This is a genomic window from Dactylosporangium fulvum (assembly GCF_025137375.1).
GTDB lineage: Bacteria > Actinomycetota > Actinomycetes > Mycobacteriales > Micromonosporaceae > Dactylosporangium > Dactylosporangium fulvum.
This window is the reverse complement of the sequence record NZ_CP073720.1, coordinates 2,875,706-2,895,225: the sequence shown is the minus strand read 5'-3', so window position 1 is coordinate 2,895,225 and position 19,520 is coordinate 2,875,706. Positions and strand designations below refer to the sequence as shown.

The window sequence follows — 19,520 nt, the reverse complement described above, 5'->3', positions numbered from 1 at the left end:
GGGCGACCGCGGGAAGCTCACGCGGCCGAGGTGAAGCCGTCGCGCGCCGGGAATGATCATCTGACGACATGACGAATCCGGAGCGGGAGCGGGTGGCGTCCTTCGGGCCCCCGGAGAACGGGCTGCTCGACGCCAGCCCCTGGTACCTGTGGGGCCCGTACCTCAGCGAGCGCGCCTGGGGCACCGTACGGGAGGACTACAGCGCCGACGGCACGGCGTGGGAGGCGTTCCCCCATGACCACGCGCGGTCCCGCGCGTACCGGTGGAGCGAGGACGGGCTCGGCGGCATCTGCGACGCCGGGCAGCGGCTGTGCTTCGCACTCGCGCTGTGGAACGGGCAGGACCCGATCCTCAAGGAGCGCATCTTCGGGCTGACCGGCAACGAGGGCAACCACGGCGAGGACGCCAAGGAGTACTGGTGGTACCTCGACGCGGTGCCGAGCCACGCCTGGCTGCGCTGGCGCTACCACTACCCGCAGCGGGCCTTCCCGTACGAACAGCTGGTCACCGAGAACCGCCGCCGGTCCCGGCAGGAGCCGGAGTTCGAACTGCTCGACACCGGCGTCTTCGACGACGGCCGGTACTGGATCGTCGAGGCCGACTACGCCAAGGCGGACCCGGAGGACGTGCGGATCCGGGTCCGGCTGACCAACGCCGGGCCCGAGCCGGCGACGCTCCACGTGCTACCGACCGTGTGGTACCGCAACACGTGGTCGTGGGAGCCGGACGCGCCGAGGCCGCGCCTGGCCGACGCCGGCGGGTCCGCGATCGGCGTCGAGCACGACGGCCTCGGCCCGCTGGTCCTGCAGGCCGCACCGGCGCCGGACGGCACCATCCCGGAGCGGTTGTACTGCGAGAACGAGACCAACGCGCAGCGGCTGTTCGGCAGCCCGTCGGTCACGCCGTACCCGAAGGACGGCATCAACGACCACGTCCTGCAGGGCGCCGCCACCGTCAACCCGGCGCGGGAGGGCACGAAGGCCGCCTTCTGGTACCGCGTCACGGTGCCGCCGGGCGAGACGGCGGAGCTGTCGCTGCGGCTGGCGCCGGCCGCCGACCCGGACGCGTTCGGCCCGGCCTTCGACGAGGTTCTCGCCCGGCGGCGCGCGGAGGCCGACGCGTTCTACGCCGCGCTGGCCCCGCCCGGTACCAGCACCGAGGACGCCATGATCATGCGGCAGGGGTTCGCCGGCATGATCTGGGGCAAGCAGTTCTACCACTACGACGTCGCCCGCTGGCTCAGCGGCGACTCGACACAGCCCGCGCCGCCGCCGGGCCGGCAGTTCGGGCGCAACGCCGGCTGGCGTCACCTGGACGCCTCCGACATCATGTCCATGCCGGACCCGTGGGAGTACCCGTGGTTCGCCGCGTGGGACTCGGCCTTCCACGCGGTCGCGCTCGCCCACCTCGACCCGGCCTTCGCGAAGTACCAGCTGATCCTGCTGTGCCGCGAGTGGTTCCAGCATCCCAACGGCGCGATCCCCGCCTACGAGTGGGCGTTCGAGGACCTCAACCCTCCGGTGCAGGCGTGGGCCGCGCTGCAGGTGTACGACATCGACGGGCGGCGTGACGTCGCCTTCCTCACCCGGGTCTTCGCCAAGCTGCTGCTGAACTTCACCTGGTGGGTCAACCGGGAGGACGCCGAAGGCAACAACCTGTTCGAGGGCGGGTTCCTGGGCCTGGACAACATCGGCCCGATCGACCGCTCCCACCTGCCGGCCGGATTCGCCCTGGAGCAGTCCGACGCGACGGCCTGGATGGCGTTCTACTGCCTCAACCTGCTGGAGATGGCCCGCGAACTGGCCCAGCACGACCCGGCGCTGGACGACCTCGTCGTCAAGTTCATGGAGCACTTCGCGCTGATCTCGGAGGCGATGCGCGGCAAGGACCTGTGGGACGAGAGCGACGGCTTCTACTACGACGTCCTGCGCGGTGCCGACGGCTCCGCCGAGCCGCTGCGGGTCCGGTCGATGGTGGGCGTGATCCCGCTGTTCGCCACCAAGGTGCTGCGCGAGGAGGACTTCCAGCGGGTACGCCGGCTCAGCAAGGCGTTCGCGGAGATCCCCGAGCAGCACGTGCTGAGCACCGCCGGCGGCGAGCGGTTCGTCGGCGTCGGCGTGGCCGCACAAGGCCGGGTACGCCGCATCCTGACGCACCTGTTCGACGAGGAGAACTTCCTCTCACCGTACGGCCTGCGGGCACTGTCCAGGTGGCACGAGCGGCACCCGTTCAGCCTGCAACTGCCCGGCGGCACCGCGAGCGTCAGCTACGAGCCGGCGGAGTCGAGCACCGGCATGTTCGGCGGCAACTCGAACTGGCGCGGGCCGCTGTGGGTACCGCTGAACTACCTCGTGCTGCGGACGCTGGAGGACTACCACGCGAACCTGGGCGAGTCGGTGAAGATGGAGTACCCGACCGGTTCCGGGCAGCAGCGCACCGCCGGCGAGATCGCCGAGGATCTGCGCCAGCGGCTGCTCTCGCTGTACCGCCGCGGGCCCGACGGACGCAGACCCGCCTACGGGTGGGTGCGCCAGCTCCAGGACGACCCGCACTGGCGCGACAACCTGCTGTTCTACGAGTACTTCCACGCGGACAACGGCGCCGGGCTCGGTGCGTCGCACCAGACGGGCTGGACCGGGCTGCTGGCCGAACTCGTGGCCCGGCCGGCGACGCAGCGCCCGCCGCGACGGGAGGTGCGGCGATGATCGCGTTCGGCCGGCAGATCTGCGGCGACCTCGAACTCGCCTCCTCCCGCGAGTGGCTGGTGACCGACGGCCTCGGCGGCTATGCGATGGGCACGGTCGCCGGCCTGCGCACCCGCCGCTACCACGGACTGCTCGTGGTCGCGTCGCCCGGTGCGAGCTCCCGCCGGCTCGGCCTCGCCGCCCTCGAGCCCACCGTGCGGGTCGGCGAACGGCTGTTCCGGCTCGCCACCGACGAGTGGGCCGGCGGCGCCGTGGATCCCGCGGGCCATGTGCACCTCGCGCATTTCAGCCTCGACCACGGTGTCCCGTGCTGGCGCTGGGACCTCGGCGACGTGGTGCTCCAGCGCGAGATCGCGATGGCGCACGGCCGTCCCGCGGTCGGCGTCGTGTTCCGTCTGCTCCGGGCCCCACGGCCGGTCAGGCTGGACCTGGTGCCGTTGTGCACGTGGCGGGACGCTCACGGCGAGCGCCACGCCGGCGGCGACCCGGAGGTGACCGCGGTCGCCGGCGGCTTCGAGTTCGAGAACGCCTACCGGGTGACCGGCCCGGATTGGCAACCCGGTGGCGACTGGTACCGCGGGGTGTACGCCCGGGAGGAGGCTGCCCGCGGGCTGAATCCGGTCGAGGACCTCTGGGCGGCCGGGCAGTTCACCGCGGAACTGGCGCCCGGCGACACCGTCCAGGTCACGGCCGCCGCGGCGCCGTTCGACGGCACCCTGCCGGCGGCCACCGGCCTCGTCACCGCGGCCCGGCGGCGTGCGCGGAAGCTCGGCAGGGAAGCCGGCGCCACCGACGCCACCGGACGGCAGCTCGCGATCGCCGCCGACCAGTTCCTCATCGACACGCCCACCGGGCCTTCGGCCGTCGCCGGGTACCCCTGGTTCGGGGAGTGGTCACGCGACCTGATGACCTCCTTCGAGGGGCTGCTGCTGGCCACCAACCGGCACGCCGAAGCCCGGGAGGTCCTGTTGCGGGCCGGCGCGACCGTGTCGGAGGGGATGCTCGCCAACACCGCCGACACCGGAACGCTGGAGTACAACACCGCGGACGCGGCCCTGTGGTTCCTGCACGCCATCGGCCGGTACGTCGACGCGACGGGAGATCTCGACACCGTCGCCGTCCTCGCCGACAGCATGCAGGACATCCTCGTCCACCACCGGCACGGCACCCGTTACGGCATCGCCGCCGACCCGGCTGACGGCCTGCTCACGCAGGGTTGTCCCGGGTATGCGCTCACCTGGATGGACGCCCGCGTCGACGGCCGGCCCGTCACCGAACGCCAGGGAAAGCCGGTCGAGATCAACGCACTGTGGATCGAAGGACTCGCGGTGACCGCCGCGCTGTTCGACCGGATCGGCCGGCGGAACGACTGGGGCGCCGCCGCGGAGCGGGCCGCGGCCGCGTTCCGGCGTCGTTTTCCCCGGCCCGACGGACTCGGCCTCTACGACGTCATCGACGGGCCGGGCGGCGACGACCCTGCCGTCCGCCCGAACCAGTTGCTCGCCGTTGCCCTGCCCCACGTGCCGGTCCAGGACCCGCAACCGGTCGAGGTGTGCCGCACCGCGCTGCTCACCTCGGTCGGCCTGCGTTCCCTCGCGCCGGACACGCCCGCCTATCTCGGCCGGCACAACGGCAGCCCGGTCGAGCGGGACCACGCCTACCACCAGGGCACCGTCTGGCCCTGGCTGATCGGGCCGTTCACCGACGCGTCGCTGCGCGTCGGCGCCGGCACCGAGGGCCTGCTGGACGGCCTGGAACTGCACCTCAGCGAATGGGGTCTGGGCTCGGTGTCGGAGACCGCGGAGGGCGACCCGCCGCACACCGCCACCGGCTGCCCGTTCCAAGCCTGGTCGGTCGCGGAGTTCATCCGCGCGCGGCGCAGCATCGGATGATCAGGACGGCGTCGGTCCGGCCCGGCGGGTAGGGAAGACTGCACATCATGAGCGACACCTCCCTGCGGGTCGGACTGGTCGGCTACGGCCTGGCCGGCGCCGCGTTCCACGCACCGCTGATCAGCACCACACCCGGCCTGCGGCTGGCCGCGATCGTCACCGCCGACCCCGGGCGCCGCCGGAGCGCCGCCGAGGCCCATCCGGAGGCACGGCTCGTCGACCGGGCCGAGGACCTGTGGGCCGCGGCCGGCGAGCTCGACGCGGTCGTGATCGCCTCGCCGAACCGGACCCACGTGCCGCTGGCCCGGGCCGCGCTGGAGGCCGGCCTGCCCGTGGTGGTCGACAAGCCGTTGACGCCGACCGCCGCGGAGGGCGCGGCACTGGTCGAGCTGGCGGCCGAGCGGGGGCTGCTGCTGACCGTGTACCAGAACCGGCGCTGGGACGGTGACTTCCGCACGGCACGCCGGCTGGTCGACGAGGGCGTGCTCGGACGGATCCGGCGGTTCGAGTCACGGTACGAGCGGTGGCGGCCCGTGCCGAAGGGCGGCTGGCGGGAGAGCGACGACCCGGCCGACGCCGGCGGCCTGCTGTACGACCTCGGCAGCCACGTCGTCGACCAGGCGCTGCAGTTGCTGGGGCCGGCGACCGAGGTGTACGCGGAGGTGCACAGCCGTCGCGACGGGATCACCGTCGACGACGACGTGTTCGTGGCGCTGCGGCACGACGGGGACGCCCGGTCGCACCTGTGGATGAGCTCGGTCGCCGCGTCGCCCGGCCCGCGGCTGCGGCTGCTCGGCGACCGGGCGGCGTACGTCAAGTTCGGCATGGACGTGCAGGAGGACGCGCTGCGGGCCGGTCGGCTGCCCACCGAGCCCGGCTGGGGCGAGGAGGATCCGGCGAACTACGGTGTGCTCACCGTCGGCGGGCAGGACCGCGCGGTGCGCACCGAACCCGGCGCATACCAGCAGTTCTACAGTGGACTCGCCGCCGCGCTGCGCGACGGCGCGCCGCCGCCGGTCGATCCGGCCGACGCGGTCGCCGCGCTGACCGTGCTGGAGGCCGCCCGGCGCTCCGCCGAGCGGCGGCAGGTGGTGCCGCTGCCGGCCACGACCGGTTAGCCGGTGCCGATGACGGCCGCCAGGACCGTCTCCAGGTAGGCGCGCTTGGCGGCCGAGCCTTCCGGCACCGGCGCGCCGGAGGATGCTCAGGGTCCGGATGGTTCCTGACAAAAAGCTGTGACAAATCATCGGCGCGGGTTCCAACCCGCCGGACTGCTGGAGGCATGTACACGGTAGAAGCAGTCCGGAGGGAGCCGCGTGGTCGACGAAGAGGGATTCCGTGAGTTCGTGCGTGCACGGCTGCCACGGCTGTCCCGTGCCGCATACCTGCTCGCCGGTGGTCATGCCCAGGCTGAGGATCTCCTGCAGTCGGCGCTGATCAAGGCCGCTGTGCAGTGGTCGCGGATCTCAGCGACGGGCGACCCGGAGACGTACATCCGCAAGATCCTCTACCACGAGCACGTGCGGTCCTGGCGCAGGCGCCGGTACCTCGAGCAGACCACCGCCGCCGTGCCCGACAGGGCGTCCGCCGGCGACGAGACGGACCGGGCCGTGCTGCGGCTCGTGCTCGAACAGGCCCTGGCCAAGCTCACCCGCCGGCAGCGCGCGGTCGTGGTGCTGCGGTACTTCGAGGATCTGTCCGAGGCCGACACCGCGCAGGTGATGGGCACCTCGGTCGGCACCGTCAAGAGCCAGACCAGTCATGCCCTGTCGCGGCTGCGGACCCTAGCGCCGGAACTCGCCGGCCTCATGCATGATTCGATGGAGGTGCAGTCGTGAGACGGCTCGCCGATTCGCTCGACGACATTGCCGATCAGGCCAAACTGTACGACGTCACCGACGCGGCCATCCGCGGCGCGCGCCGCCGACGACGCGCGCGCGCCTTCGAACGGACCGCGCTGACCGTCCTCGTTGTGGTCGTCCTGACCGGCTTCACGTACTCGCTGCTCTCCTTCGGCGGCGGACGCCCGGGGGGCGGGCCCGGCCGCCAGGACGGCGACCCGCCGGCCGTGGTCCGGCTGTTGCTCGACTCGCCCACGCGCGGCTCCCTGGCCGGCGACACCGCCTATCTGGGTGCGGTGCTCGACCGCATCGTCGACGACCCCGACAGCTTCGGGCTGCCCGGCGACCGCGCGCGGCTCCGGGTGCTCTTCGCCGGCGATCTGCCGGGTGGTCACCGGCTCGTGATCGTCGCCGGCGTCACCGCCGCCCCCCTCATGATCAACCTCACCGGAAAGGCCGGCACGCCGGCGACACGGCTGAAGCTGGTCAGCTGGGGCGACCTCGAAGACCCCGTCGTGGACGGCAGTTCGCACGCCGGTCCGGGCGAGGCCGGATATGTCCTGCTGTTCGGACCGGACGGTTACGACGTGTCCGTGTCGAGCGAGCCCCGGTACCTCGCCGACGGCACGGTCCAGCGCAGCTGGGCACCGGAGCCCGCCGGCTACCTCGTCCGCGACACCACCGCGATGCCACGCGGGCTGCGCGTGCGGATGAGCCGCGGTGACACGGTGCTGTACGAGCGTGCGGTGCCCTCGTACGGCAGGAAAGCCGGCACGGTCGACCCGAACCCGCTGCACGGGCGGGGCAGGCCCGCACCACGCGCAGTCCAGACGGCCGCGGACGCACTCGCCTACAGCACCGGTCTGGTCGGGCCCGAGGTCCACTACGTCGTGCTCTGGAGCGACAACTTCCCCGTCGAGGATCCCAACGGCGGCGGCTCCGGCACGGGCCAGATCGCGACTGTGATGGCGGTGACCCCGGACGGCGGCGGACCGTACATCACCATCGCCACCGACACGAACCAGCCGCCGACCGCGCGGGACCACCCGACCGGTACCGGCGTGTTCGGCGACCCCGAACGGGCGCTCGTCGTCATGCGGCTGCCGCACTGGACCCAGGAGATGCCCGACACGATCCAGATCGTGGCTCCGCCCGCCGCCGTCCGCGTGGACCTCCTCCGTGCGGGGGCCGTCGTGGCGAGCACCCCGCTGGTCAACGGTGTCGGTCGGCTCGACCTGGCCGGACCGGTCGAGCTCACGGTGCGCGCCTATGACGCGCAGGGGGCCGTCGTGGCCGAGCGGCCCTTCGCCGACGTCACCGTCCTCCCGGCGGGCGGCTACGAGCCCGCGATCAGAGGCTGGTGAACGGGCGATCGGCCCGGCCTAGGCCGGGCCGATCGCCCGTTGCTGCCGGGCCGCCGCCTCGGCGATCGAGCGGGGCAACGCGGCGAGGCCCGGCAGTCGCAGGCCGGGACGGCCGTACACCAGGTGCGCGACGCTGACGGCGAACCACGGCGCGGCCGGGCCGTGGAGCATGATCGGGTCGCCGACCTGGTAGCGCAACACGAACAGCCATCGCGCGACGTCGCCCTGCAACTCGACGACACCCTCGTGCCAGAAGCTCAGCCACCGCCCGCGGTAGTCGCACAGCAGGCGCCGGTTGGTGAGGATGGTCCGGACGGTCGCGTGGTCGCGCCACTGGACGGCCGCCTGCGCCTGCGCCCGGTGGCGCGCCGACGAGTTCGCGATCGCGTTCGCGGCGAGCCCGGCGGCCACGAACGCCGCCGAGCCCAGCAGGAGCGTGCTGCTCTGCTGGTACGTCACCGTGGTCCCGTAGAAGCGGGCGTAGCCGAGCAGGGCGTCGCCGTACGGCACCTCGTCGGGGTTCAGCCGGACCGTGCCGGGCGGCAGGGCCGCGAGGTCGCCGCCGGCGTGGAGATGGCCGTACAGCTGACATGCGCTGTTCCAGCCCTCGCGCAGGGCATGCTCGAGGTGGGTCATTCGTTCCCCCTGCTCTCCGGTCAGCGGCCCGGCTCGTGGCGCCGCAGCGCCCACCGGGCGGCGCCGGTGACCACCGCGCACTGCAGCGCGAGGACGCCCATCGCCCACCACCACGCTCCGGCGGTGTGCCTCCACAGCGCGTCGGCACTCGGGTTCACCACCAGCGAGCGAAGGTCGACGGTGGCCGCCGCGGCCGCGTACCCCCATCGGGACGGTGCCAGCCACGACAGCTGCTCGACGCCCGTGCGGCCGACCACGGCGAACAGCCCTCCGCAGAGCACCAGCTGCGCCATGACGAGGCCCACCAGGACGGGCATCGTCTGTTCGCCGGTCGAGACGTACGCGCTGACCAGCAGGCCCGTCACGGTCGCGACCAGAGCGGTCGACCAGACCACGGCGATGAGCTCCAGCAACGGCCAGCGCAGCGCCAGCGCCTCCTGCGCCCCGGGACGCCCGGCGAGGCCCACCACCACGAACAGCACCGCCTGTGCCCCGTTCACGACGGCGAACGCCAGCAGCTTCGAGCCGAGGTACGCGCCCGGGGCGAGCCCGACGGCCCGTTCCCGGCGATAGACGGGGCGCTCACGGACCAGCTCCCGCACACCGCCGGCGAGTCCGAAGAAGACGGCCCCGATGATCAGCACCACGAGCAACTGCGACGCCTCGGCGCTGCGGGCGAGCGGGTCGCCTGGCCCGGTGAACCCGTCGTCGCCGGGGATCACGTGCAGCAGGGCGGCGAGGCCGAGCGGCAACCCGAGCAGCAGGGCCGCGTACATCCGGTCGGCCAGGGTCACGGCGGCGAACCGCCGGGTCAGGATCGTCAGCTGCCGCCACCAGCCCTGCCGGGGTGGCGGCGCCTGTGCCGGTGCCACCGCCGGTGCGGCCGGTTCGGCGGCGGGTCGCGGCGCCACCGTGGCGGCGTACCGCGCGGCCCAGTCGTCGGGGTTGTCGTACACCTGCTTGAAGACGTCGGCGTACTCGTACGCACCGAAGAACGGCAGCAGGTCGGCGGGCGGCCCGAAGTAGGCGACCTTGCCACCGCGGCCGAGGACCAGCACCCGGTCGCAGACGTTGAGGTGCAACGGGCTGTGGGTGACCACAACGACGGTACGGCCCCGGTCGGCGAGGTCCCGCAGGCTCACCATCACGTCCCGGTCCAGCGACGGGTCGAGCCCGGACGTCGGCTCGTCGAGGAACAGCAGCGACGGCTCGGTGAGCAGTTCCAGCGCGACCGAGGTGCGTTTGCGCTGCCCGCCGGAGAGGGTGTCGATGCGCTGGTCGGCCTGGGCGGTCAGGCCGAGCTGGCCGATCACCTCGTCGATGCGCTGTTCCCGCTCCGCGCCGGTCACGTCGGATCCGAACCGCAGCGCGGCGGCGTACCGCAGGGCCCGGCGCACGGTCAGCGCCGAGTGCAGGATGTCGTCCTGCGGCACCAGGCCGATCCGCTGGCGCAGGTCGTCGTACTCGGCGTACAGGTCGCGTCCCTGGTAGACGACCGTGCCCTCGTTCGCCGGGCGGTAGCCGGTCAGCGCCCCGAGCAGGGTCGACTTGCCGGCCCCGCTCGGGCCCACCACGGCGAGGAGGCTGCACTCGTCGAGCGTGAAGCCGACGCCGTCGAGCAGCCGTCTGCCGCCCGCGACCGTGACACCCAGCCCGTCGACCCGGAGGGAGACCCGCCCGGTGTCGACGTACTCCCGCAGCTCGGTGCCGTCGACGACGAGCTGGTGCCGCCCGAACGACAGCAGGTCGCCGGAGTGCAGGTCGGCCTCGGAGATCCGGTGGCCGTTGACGAACGTGCCGTTGCGGGTGCCGAGGTCGACGAGCTTCAGGCCGGCCGGGGTCCGCAGCAGGTCCGCGTGGTACCGCGACACCTGGAGGTCGTCGAGGACGATGTTGTTGTCCGGGGCGCGCCCGATCCGGGTCCGGTGCTCGGCCCGGTGGACCGCGGAGGGCAGCCGGCCGGCCTCGAACCGCGGCCCGGACGCCCCCGTCGCCGTCCGGGCCGCGGCCGCGACCGTCTCCAGCGGCACGTCGGCCCGGACCGGCTCCGGGCGCAGGGTGAGCGCCGGCCCGTCGGCGCCGCCGAGCCGGACCTGCCGCGGCTGCGCCAGGTCGAGCTCGTCGACCCGCGCACCCCCGGCGTACGTGCCGTTCTGGCTGCCCAGGTCCCGCAGCCACCATCCGCCGGCGCGGTGGCGCACCTCGAGATGTTCCCGGGACACGCGAGGGTCGTCGATGACGATCCGGCACAGCGGATCGCGGCCGATCCGCAGTGCCGTCTCCCCCGGCGTGATCCGGCGTTCGCCGTCGGGGGTGCCGATCAGCAGGGCGACATCGGTCATGAGCCGCTCTTCGGGAGCCGTCCGGCCATCGCGGTGGCGAGCCGGATCGCGTCGGACTGGTAGCTGCCGCGCGTCTCGCTCAAAAAGGCCTGCCCCGTCACCGCCACCTCGACGACGACCTGGCCGCTGCGGACGAAGACGATGGCCACCTTGTCGTCCCCGTTGTCGCTGAAGACGCCCAGCGTCTCCTCGCCGAGCGCGGCGGTCTGCATCTGCGACCATCCGCATCGGCCCGCCTTGTCGCGCAGCGCGGCGAAGAAGACCTTCGCCTCGTCGCCGTAGAACCCGGCGACCGCCGAACTCACGTACGGCTGGCCCTGGGCGCTGATGGCCTTGAAGGTGTTGGTCTCGGTGCCGGCGATGGCGTCCCCGGCGACCGCGCCGTCGGCGCACAGCTTCAGGCGGGACAGCCCGCCCTGGAGCCATCCCTCGTCACTGCGGGTCTGGACCGAGCCGGACGACGTGCTCATGACCGCGGTGATGTCACCGACGGACACCAGCGCCGCCCGCAGGTCCGTCACCGGCGGCGGGGGCCGGCTCTTGTCGAACGACCGGGTCGCACCGGGCCCACCGGTGGATCCCGGTTCACCGGCGAGCCGGTCCGCGGCCGACCCGAGTTTCTCGACGGTGAAGTAGAAGCAGCCGACGACGAGCACCAGCACCACGGCGGCGATCACCAGCAGAACCTTGCCGGCCTTGCTCTTCCGCGGCGGCGGCGCGCCGGCGAGACCGCCGGCGGCCGGGGACCGCCCCGGTCCGCCGAGGCTGCCCGGCGGCAGCGGATAGTTCACCGGCTGCCGGGACTGCGGCACGGCGGCGAACGAGCCCGGCCGCGACGGCGGCGCGGCGGCGAACGAGCCCGGCGGCAGCGGATACGCCGGGGTCGCGGCCGCGGTGGGCGGGCCCGTCAGCGCTCCCGGGCCTGCCGGCAACCCCGGTCCCGTCGGCAACCCCGGGCCCGTCGTGGTCTGCGGCGGTGGTGTCCGCAGGGCGCGGATCCAGCGGGCCGCGCTCGCGGGCCGCGCTTCGGGCTGCACCGCGAGCATCGCGAGGATGCCGCGGACCTCCCGGTCCCGGCCCGGCCCGAGCGCCGCCGTGAGCCGTTGCGCCATGCCGTCCACGTCACCGGGCACCGGCGCCTCGCCGGTCAGTGCGTAGTAGACGGTCGCGCCCAGCGTGTAGCGGTCGGTCGCCGGGGTGTACTCGCCGCGGGCGAGGGACTCCGGCGCCATGAACGGGGCGGTACCGAAGATCCGCGAGGTCCGGTCGGTGCTGCGCAGGCGGACCAGCCCGAAGTCGACCAGGTACACCCGGCCGTCGGCGGCGATCAGGATATTCGCGGGCTTGATGTCGCGGTGGATCACGGGGGCGCCGTTGCTGTCCCGCCCGCTGTGCAGGTAGTCGACCGCCTCGGCGACCTGCTCCAGCGGCGCCAGCACGTCGAGGCCCGGCAGCTCGCCCCGCTCCAGCGCCTCCTGGAGGTTGCGGCCCTCGATCCACTTCATCACGAAGTACAAGCGGCGACCGGTGGCGACGGCCCCCTCGCCGGCGGGGTGCGGCGGCGGGCCGACGAAGACCTCCTTCACCTTCACCAACGCCGGGTGCTCCAGCTGCGTCGCGAGCGCTGCCTGCAGCCGCAGGTCCCCGAGATGGCGCTCCGCGACCGAGTCGTCGTCGATCTGGATCATCTTCACGGCGTACGAGAACGACTCGGTGCCGTGGTGCTCGCGGGCCAGCCACACCTCACCCTCGCCGCCCGCGGCATGTCGTTCCACGAACTCGTACCGGTCGAGCGCGTCGGCCGGGCCGACGTGACCCGGGCCCCCGTTCATCGACACCAATCCACACCGTTCCCTTGCAGCCCCTGGGCAATGGCCGCCAGTCTAGGGAGTTCCCGTCACCGGCATCGATCACTTGTTAGCGGCTTGTTAGCGGGTCCGGCCCGGTTTGATATCAATGGTCGGTGGAGTTCGGGCTCTTGGGACCGGTCGAGGTGCGGCACACGGGACGGCTCCTGCCCAGCGGCAGCGGACGCGAGCGGCTGGTGCTCGCGACACTGCTCGTCGACGCCGGCCGGTCGATCCCCGCCGAGCTGCTGATCACCCGGCTCTGGGACACGCCGCCGGGCACCGCGAAGGCCCAGCTGCACAACCTGATCAGCGGGCTGCGGCGCCGGTTCCGCGCCGCCGATCCGGCCCTGATCGAGACCCGGCCCGCCGGGTACGTGCTGCGGCTCGGCCCGCACCACCTGGACCTCGCGGAGTTCCGGGGCCTCGCCGGACGGGGCCGCGCCGCCGCCGGGGCGGGCGACCACACGGCCGCGGCGGCGCTGCTGGACCGGGCGCTGTCGCTCTGGCGGGGCCCGGCGCTGGCCGACCTCGCCGGCGCGCACGCCGACGAGATCCGCGAGACCCTGCACCGGGAGCGGCTCGCCGCGGCCGAGACGAAGCTGGACGCCGCGCTGGCGCTCGGTGACTTCGACACCGTCCTGCGCGAGGTCGCGCCGCTGGTCGCCGAGAACCCGTACGCGGAGCGGCTCTACCGCCGGCAGATGCTGGCGCTGGCCGGCGCCGGCCGCCGGGCGGAGGCGCTCGCCGTCTACCGGCGCGCGTACCGGCGGCTCGTCGACGACATCGGCGTGGAGCCGGGGCCGTTGCTGCGCAACGCGGAACGGCAGATCCTGCTGGGGCGGCCGACCGGCGGGACCGCCGCGACGTCCGCACCACCGGTGCCGCGGCAGCTTCCCCGGCCGGCCGCGCTGACGGGCCGCGACCCGCTGCTCGACGAGGTCGCCGGGCGGCTCGACGGCGGGGCCTCCCCCGTCATCCTGCTGGTGGGGCCCGGCGGGATCGGCAAGAGCGGCCTGGCCCTGGCAGCGGGTCACCGGCTGAGCCCGGCGTTCCCGGACGGGCAGCTCTACGCCGACCTCCGCGGCAGCCAGGACGATCCCGCGGACCCGTACCGCGTCCTGGAGCGGTTCCTGCGGGCGCTGGGCGTCGAGAGCGCCGGCATGCCCAGGGATCCCGAGGAGCGGGTCACGCTGTACCGCAGCCATCTCGCGCGCGGCCGGATGCTCGTCGTGCTCGACGACGCCGCCGACGAGGCACAGGTACGGCCGCTGCTGCCGGGGTCGGGCGGTGTCCTGGTGACCTCGCGGCGGCAGCTGGCGGCGCTGCTGAACGCGGACCGCTTCGCGGTGCCGGCGCTGCGGGCCGAGGACGCGATCCGGCTCCTCGCCGGCGGCGTGGGCGACGCGCGGGTCGCCGCCGAGCCGCAGGCCGCGGCGGAGATCGTGCGACTGTGCGGCGGGCTGCCGCTCGCCGTGTGCATCGTGGCCGCCCGGCTGGCACTGCGGCCGGACACCCCGCTCGACGAGCTGCGGGAGCGCCTGGCGGCGGAGCGCGGCCGGCTGGACGAGCTGGCGGTCGGTGACCTCGACGTCCGGGCGACGATCGCGCTGAGCTGCGAAGCGCTGCCGGCTGACGCACGGCGGCTCTTCCTGCGGCTGGGCGTGCTCGCCACGGCCGACTGGCCGGAGTGGGTCGCCGAGGTGCTGCTCGACGCTCCGCCCGAGCGGGCCCGCGCGCTGCTCGGCCGGCTCACGGACGTCCACCTGGTGGAGTCGCTCGGCCGGGACGGCACCGGTCAGGAGCGGTACCGGCTCCACGAACTGGTCGCCGAGTTCGCCCGGGAGCGCCAGGCGGCCGAGGAGCCGCCGGCCGAGCGGGACCGGGCGCTGGAGCGGCTGCTGACCGGCTGGCTCGCGCTCGCGAGCGAGGCGGACGAGCTGCTCGGTGATCCCGCGGGCGGGCTCGGCGTGGAGGTGCCGGCGCCGCCCGGCAGCGGCGCACGCGCGATGCGCGCCGGTGTGCTCGACTGGTTCGAGACCGAACGCGCCGGGCTGGTCACGGCGGTCGGCCTGGCGGCCCGGACCGGCCTGCCCGGCCTCGCCGGCGCGCTCGCGCTGAGCCTCTCGGGATTCCTCGGGAACCGCTCCTACACCGACGACTGGGAGGCCACGCTCCACGAGGCGATCGCCTGCGTCCGCCCGCTCGGGCCCGGCCCGCTCCTCGTACAGCTGCTCGGAGGCCTCTACAATTGTCATCTCCAGCGCGACGAGTACGACCCGCTCCCGGCCGTCGCGGCCGAGCAGCTGAGCGTGGCGCGCCGGCTCGGCGATCGGGAGCTCGAGGTGCGGTCGCTCCGCAACGCCGGCCTGGCCGAGGTCCGCGTCGGGCGGTTCGGTGCGGCGTTCGACCGGCTGCGCCAGGCGGTCGAGGCGGCCCGCGACACCGGCGTGGCCGGTTCGCTGCTGCGCGACAGCCTGGACAGCCTCGCGTTCGCCGCCTGGGAGGCGGGCGACGCCGCGACCGCCGTGGCGCTGCTGGAAGAGGCGCTCGCCGTCGACGCCGCACCGGCCGGGTCGCTGCGGACCGCTGTCCTGCGCTACCACTACGGCCTGGCGCTCATCGAGGCCGGACGGCCCGCCGACGCGGAGCGGGCACTGACCGCGGCGCTGCGGACCGGCCAGGAGGTCGGGGACGACCTGGGCACGGCCTATGTCGAGCAGGCGCTCGCCGACGCGGACATCCGGCGGGGACGGTGGCCCGAGGCCGCGGCACGGCTGGACCGGGCGCTGGCGGGGCACCGGAAGGTCGGTCAGCCCGACGGCCTCGCCGAAACGCTGCGCGCGATGGGTGACCTGGCCGCCGCCGAGGGACGGCGGGCGCAGGCGGTCGCCCATCTGCGCCAGGCCCTGGACATCTGGCGCCGCATCGGCGCGCTGCCGCAGGTCGCCCGAGCGTCGGCCCGCCTCGACCGGATCTCGGCCGCCGCCGGTGACGAGGCCGCCGCCCTGGCCTACCGCCGGGAGTGGCGGTCGATCCTCGCCGGGCTCGACGCGGACGACGCCGCACTGCACCTGCCACCGTTCCTCGCCGGTTGACCTCCTCCCCTCCCTGGAGGGGGGAACTCTCTGGGTCACCCCACGGGTTCGGTTGTGCGGCGGCGGTCTCCTCGACGGAACGGGGCCCGGTGTAAGAAACTTTCGCGACGCTCGTCGGCGTCGCCGCCGTGACCGAGCCGGCGACGGCCGCGCTGGCCGCCCCCACGTTCAAGGTGCCGTTCCCCTGTGGACAGAACTGGTCCGGGCAGACCCGCAGCAACCACAGCCCGGCCAACGCGATCGACTTCAACCGCACCGACGACCTGGGCGATCCCGTGGTGGCGAGCGCGCCGGGCACGGTCGACCGGGTCGCCAACCTCGGCGACACCAGCTACCGATCACACGCCAGTGCTCCGTTCTTCAGGGTGGAGGTGGAGGTGTGTTCGTGATCCTGCTGTCAGGTGGGCCGGTTCTGGTCTTCGATGTACTTCCGCAACACGTCCAGTGGCGCTCCGCCAACCGACCCGGCGAAGTACGACCCCGACCATAGTCGGTTGGCCCGCCAGTAGTGCCGTACGAGGTCGGGAAACTCCTGCCGCATCCGCCGGGACGAGACCCCCTTGAGGCTGTTGACAAGCCTCGACACGGCGATCTTCGGCGGGAAGTTCGCCAGCAGATGGACGTGATCGGCTTCGCCGTTGAACTCGACCAACTCGGTCTCGAAGTCGGCGCATACCGCCCGCATGATCTCTTCGAGGCGCGTCAGGTGCAGGTCGGTGAATACCTCGTGCCGAAACTAGAATGTGCCGGTGCAGCTCCGGTACAACTACCGCATCTACCCGGCACCGGGGCAGCGGCAGGCATTGGCGCGGGCGTTCGGGTGCGCGCGGGTTGTGTTCAACGACGGGCTGCGCGTTCGGCAGGAGGCGCACGCCGCCGGGTTGCCCTGCATCACGGACGGCGAGCTGTCGAAGCAGGTCATCACCAAGGCCAAGTCCGCCCCGCAGCGGGCGTGGCTCGGCGAAGTGTCGGCGGTCGTGTTGCAGCAGGCCCTCGCGGACCTGAACACCGCCTACCGCAACTTCTTCAACTCGCTGTCCGGCAAGCGCAAGGGCCGCAAGGTGGCACCGCCCAGATTCCGATCCCGCAAGGACGGCCGGCAGGCGATCCGGTTCACCGCCAACGCCTGGTTCAAGGTGCTCGACAACGGCAAGTTGCGGCTACCGAAGATCGGTGACGTCGAGGTGCGCTGGTCTCGGGATCTGCCCGCCGAGCCGACCTCGATCACGATCGTCAGGGACGCGTCCGGGCGATACTTCGCGTCGTTCGTCGTGCAGGCCGGGGACGCACCGCTTCCGCCGTCGGAGTCGGAGGTTGGGATCGACCTCGGACTGGCGCACTTCGCGGTCCGCTCCGACGGCACGAAGGTCGACGCACCCCGTTTCCTGCGCAACGCCGAACGCCGTCTGCGCCGGTTGCGGCAGGCGCTGTCGCGCAAGCAGCGCGGGTCGAACAACCGCAAGAAAGCTGTGGTGAAGGTCGCCAAGGCGCACGCCAGGGTGGCCGATTCGCGTAGGGACTGGCTGCACAAGCTGTCCACGACGTACGTTCGGCAGGGTCGGCCGGTTCTTCCCGTCGACCCGGATGTGCTCGGACTGTGGACGCCTCGGCGACAAGCTGCCGCTGAACGTCCGGTCGTGGACATGTTCATGCGGGGTAACCCACGACCGGGACGTGAACGCGGCGAAGAACATCGTGGCCGCCGGACGGGCGGACAGCAACGGCCGTGGAGCGCAGGTAAGACCAGCGGTGACGCTGGCGCCGCGTGGCGAAGCGGTAACCCGCCGGAAGTCTGCCGCGAAAGCGGCGTGACAGGCCGGAATCTCCCGACTCCAGACGGGAGAGGACGTCAAGACGGCTTTATACCGGGCGTGCCACGCTGCTGACCGGCGCCCGCCGCGGCGCCCCGGCCACGCGACCCGGGGCGCCGCCGCCCGTCACCCGACGGTGGCCGTACCTCACCGCGTGACCTACGGTTGACCTGGGCTCCTCAACGCCTGCCGGTGAGGGTCCCCCTCCACCGAGGGGAACCCTCGCCGGTCGGATCCTGACGGGATCCTGACCTAGATCCAGCGGGGCGGGCTGCCCGGACTCTCGTGCCACAGCCGGTCGAGGGCGGTCACCACGTACGTGTACCGCTTGCCCGGCTCGGCCGTCGTGTCGGTGTACGTCGTGCCGCGCACGGTCGCCACGAGGTGCGAGGCGTCGGCCAGGTCGCAGCCCTGGGGGACGGTCACGCCGTCGAAGCGGTACACGCCGTAGGACGTCACCTCGCCGAACGGGCCGGCCCCGCTCGCCGTCTTGTGCCACCGCAGCTCGGCGCCCTCGGCGGTCCGCTTCGCCCCGGTGATCACCGGGAACAGCAACGGCTTCGCCGGACCCCACGCGGGCGGGAACGCCGGCCGGCTGCGGTGCTCGGCGGCGAGGATCGTCTCGGCGCCGAGCCGGTTCTCCCGCACCTGCACGGCGCTGAAGTGCACGTCACCGAGGACCTGCGGGTACTGCCGGTTGAGCGTGAGGTGCCCGGAGAGCTCGTTCGGGTCGAACCAGGCGGCCGGCTGGCCGGCGGCGGCGACCTTGTAGTCGGCCTGGCCGATGTAGAGCTGGACGTCGGTGCCGGCGACGACGTCGGCCCACCACGGGACCAGCTTGGCGTAGTCGGCGACGGCGAGGCCGATGTTCCAGTACACCTGCGGCACGATGTAGTCGATCCAGCCCTCCTTCACCCATTTGCGGGTGTCGGCGAAGTTGGCGTCGTAGGACTGGGTGCCGTTGGTGTCCGAGCCGAGCGGGTCGGCGGCCTTGTTGCGCCAGATGCCGAACGGGCTGACCCCGAACTTCACCCACGGCTTGGCCGCGTGGACACGCGCGTCCATCTCCTTGATGAGCAGGTCGATGTTGTTGCGCCGCCAGTCGCCCTTGTCGGCGAAGCCGGCGCCGTACCGCGCGAACGCGGCGTCGTCACCGAAGTCCTGCCCGGCCGCGGGATACGGGTAGAAGTAGTCGTCGAAGTGCACGCCGTCGATGTCGTACTTCGTGACGGCGTCCATGATCGCGTCCTGCACCCAGGCACGGGCCTCGGGGATGCCGGGGTTGAAGTACAGCCGGCCGGCGGCGTTGTTCACCGGATACGGCACCGCCCAGTCGGGGTGCTGGCGCAGCGGGTTGTTCTCCGGCAGCTTCGACAGGTCGGTGCCGGCGCCACCGGGCGCGGGCATGCTCGCCCGGTACGGGTTGAACCAGGCGTGGAACTCGAGATTCTGCTCGTGGGCCTTGCTCACCAGGTAGGCGAGCGGATCCCAGCCGGGGTCCTGGCCGGCGACGCCGGTGAGATACTGCGACCAGGGCTCCAGCGGTGAGGGCCAGAACGCGTCGGCATGCGGGCGGACCTGCACGATGACGGCGTTGAAGTTGAGCGACTTGGCGAGGGCCAGCCAGCCGTCGTATTCGGCCTTGAGCTCGGCCTCCGACTTGCCCGGCGCGCTGGGCCAGTCGATGTTGACGACGCTCGCGATCCACATGGCACGCATCTGGTGCTTGGGGGTCGCCGGGTTCACGGTGCAGGTGCGCGGATCGACGACCGCGACGGCGGTCGGCTCGGCGGGTGCGGCAACGGCGGAGCCGGTCAGGGCGGTGACGGCCAGCAGGGTGCCGGCCGTCGCCGCGATGAGCAGACGGGGTACACGGACAGACATGGTGCCACCTTCATCCGTGAGGGCGGATGGTGAAAATATTCCGACCATTGAATCGCGAAGGTTGGCAACTTTCAACGGTCAGTCACCCTTGAGCGTTCGC

The 19,520-nt window shown here is 72.9% G+C and carries 13 protein-coding genes; 8 read left to right on the top strand and 5 right to left on the bottom strand.

Annotated features, from left to right (window positions below; genetic code table 11):
* Positions 1-68 precede the first annotated feature (68 nt).
* From Dfulv_RS13405 to Dfulv_RS13385, 5 genes are all read left to right on the top strand, one after another.
* Entirely contained in the window at positions 69-2,705 is a 2,637-nt protein-coding gene (locus tag Dfulv_RS13405) for an MGH1-like glycoside hydrolase domain-containing protein (RefSeq protein WP_259863242.1), read from the top strand.
* Positions 2,702-4,597 carry an amylo-alpha-1,6-glucosidase gene (locus Dfulv_RS13400; RefSeq protein ID WP_259863240.1) on the top strand — a complete coding sequence of 632 codons (1,896 nt, stop codon included), beginning with the start codon at positions 2,702-2,704 and terminating at the stop codon, positions 4,595-4,597. The genes Dfulv_RS13405 and Dfulv_RS13400 overlap by 4 nt, the downstream gene beginning before the upstream one ends.
* A 47-nt stretch (positions 4,598-4,644) precedes the next feature.
* A complete protein-coding gene (locus Dfulv_RS13395) occupies positions 4,645-5,715 on the top strand; it encodes a Gfo/Idh/MocA family oxidoreductase (protein ID WP_259863238.1) in 1,071 nt (356 codons plus the stop codon).
* A 198-nt stretch (positions 5,716-5,913) separates the two neighbouring features.
* A complete protein-coding gene (locus Dfulv_RS13390; protein WP_259863237.1) occupies positions 5,914-6,435 on the top strand; it encodes a SigE family RNA polymerase sigma factor in 522 nt (173 codons plus the stop codon).
* Positions 6,432-7,802 (top strand): hypothetical protein, encoded by a 1,371-nt coding sequence (locus Dfulv_RS13385; protein WP_259863235.1) that lies wholly within the window; start codon positions 6,432-6,434, stop codon positions 7,800-7,802. The genes Dfulv_RS13390 and Dfulv_RS13385 overlap by 4 nt, the downstream gene beginning before the upstream one ends.
* 18 nt (positions 7,803-7,820) lie before the next feature.
* Here the strand turns inward: Dfulv_RS13385 and Dfulv_RS13380 are convergent, their stop codons facing one another.
* From Dfulv_RS13380 to Dfulv_RS13370, 3 genes are read right to left on the bottom strand one after another with little or no spacing between them, the layout of a single operon-like run.
* Entirely contained in the window at positions 7,821-8,438 is a 618-nt protein-coding gene (locus Dfulv_RS13380; RefSeq protein WP_259863233.1) for a hypothetical protein, read from the bottom strand.
* Positions 8,439-8,458: 20 nt separating this feature from the next.
* Complete coding sequence (locus tag Dfulv_RS13375) at positions 8,459-10,780, bottom strand: FHA domain-containing protein (RefSeq protein ID WP_259863232.1); 2,322 nt, start codon at positions 10,778-10,780, stop codon at positions 8,459-8,461.
* Complete coding sequence (locus Dfulv_RS13370) at positions 10,777-12,612, bottom strand: serine/threonine-protein kinase (protein ID WP_259867656.1); 1,836 nt, start codon at positions 12,610-12,612, stop codon at positions 10,777-10,779. The genes Dfulv_RS13375 and Dfulv_RS13370 overlap by 4 nt, the downstream gene beginning before the upstream one ends.
* Before the next feature lie 131 nt (positions 12,613-12,743).
* On the opposite strand from Dfulv_RS13370, the gene Dfulv_RS13365 reads away from it, so the two are divergent.
* Together Dfulv_RS13365 and Dfulv_RS13360 are read left to right on the top strand one after the other, a co-directional pair.
* The gene (locus Dfulv_RS13365; RefSeq protein ID WP_259863230.1) at positions 12,744-15,725 is read left to right on the top strand and encodes an AfsR/SARP family transcriptional regulator; all 2,982 of its coding nucleotides are present in this window, start codon (positions 12,744-12,746) and stop codon (positions 15,723-15,725) included.
* 128 nt (positions 15,726-15,853) lie between these two features.
* Positions 15,854-16,114 (top strand): hypothetical protein, encoded by a 261-nt coding sequence (locus tag Dfulv_RS13360; RefSeq protein ID WP_259863229.1) that lies wholly within the window; start codon positions 15,854-15,856, stop codon positions 16,112-16,114.
* An 8-nt stretch (positions 16,115-16,122) separates the two neighbouring features.
* Here Dfulv_RS13360 and tnpA read toward each other — a convergent pair whose 3' ends face one another.
* Positions 16,123-16,410 (bottom strand): IS200/IS605 family transposase, encoded by a 288-nt coding sequence (gene tnpA / locus Dfulv_RS13355; RefSeq protein WP_406567967.1) that lies wholly within the window; start codon positions 16,408-16,410, stop codon positions 16,123-16,125.
* Between the two features lie 64 nt (positions 16,411-16,474).
* Here tnpA and Dfulv_RS13350 point away from each other — a divergent pair, with 64 nt between their 5' ends.
* Positions 16,475-17,611, top strand: coding sequence for an RNA-guided endonuclease InsQ/TnpB family protein (locus Dfulv_RS13350; RefSeq protein WP_259863227.1), 1,137 nt, complete (start codon positions 16,475-16,477; stop codon positions 17,609-17,611).
* A 177-nt stretch (positions 17,612-17,788) separates the two neighbouring features.
* Here Dfulv_RS13350 and Dfulv_RS13345 read toward each other — a convergent pair whose 3' ends face one another.
* On the bottom strand, positions 17,789-19,420 hold the full coding sequence (locus Dfulv_RS13345; RefSeq protein WP_259863226.1) for a glycoside hydrolase family 10 protein: 1,632 nt from the start codon (positions 19,418-19,420) through the stop codon (positions 17,789-17,791).
* Positions 19,421-19,520: the final 100 nt, after the last annotated feature.

Coding starts and splice junctions, on each gene's coding strand:
- Dfulv_RS13405 (WP_259863242.1), top strand. CDS start 69: ATGACGAATCCGGAGCGGGAGCGGGTGGCGTCCTTCGGGCCCCCGGAG.
- Dfulv_RS13400 (WP_259863240.1), top strand. CDS start 2,702: ATGATCGCGTTCGGCCGGCAGATCTGCGGCGACCTCGAACTCGCCTCC.
- Dfulv_RS13395 (WP_259863238.1), top strand. CDS start 4,645: ATGAGCGACACCTCCCTGCGGGTCGGACTGGTCGGCTACGGCCTGGCC.
- Dfulv_RS13380 (WP_259863233.1), bottom strand. CDS start 8,438: ATGACCCACCTCGAGCATGCCCTGCGCGAGGGCTGGAACAGCGCATGT.
- Dfulv_RS13375 (WP_259863232.1), bottom strand. CDS start 10,780: ATGACCGATGTCGCCCTGCTGATCGGCACCCCCGACGGCGAACGCCGG.
- Dfulv_RS13370 (WP_259867656.1), bottom strand. CDS start 12,612: ATGAACGGGGGCCCGGGTCACGTCGGCCCGGCCGACGCGCTCGACCGG.
- tnpA (WP_406567967.1), bottom strand. CDS start 16,410: ATGCGGGCGGTATGCGCCGACTTCGAGACCGAGTTGGTCGAGTTCAAC.
- Dfulv_RS13345 (WP_259863226.1), bottom strand. CDS start 19,420: ATGTCTGTCCGTGTACCCCGTCTGCTCATCGCGGCGACGGCCGGCACC.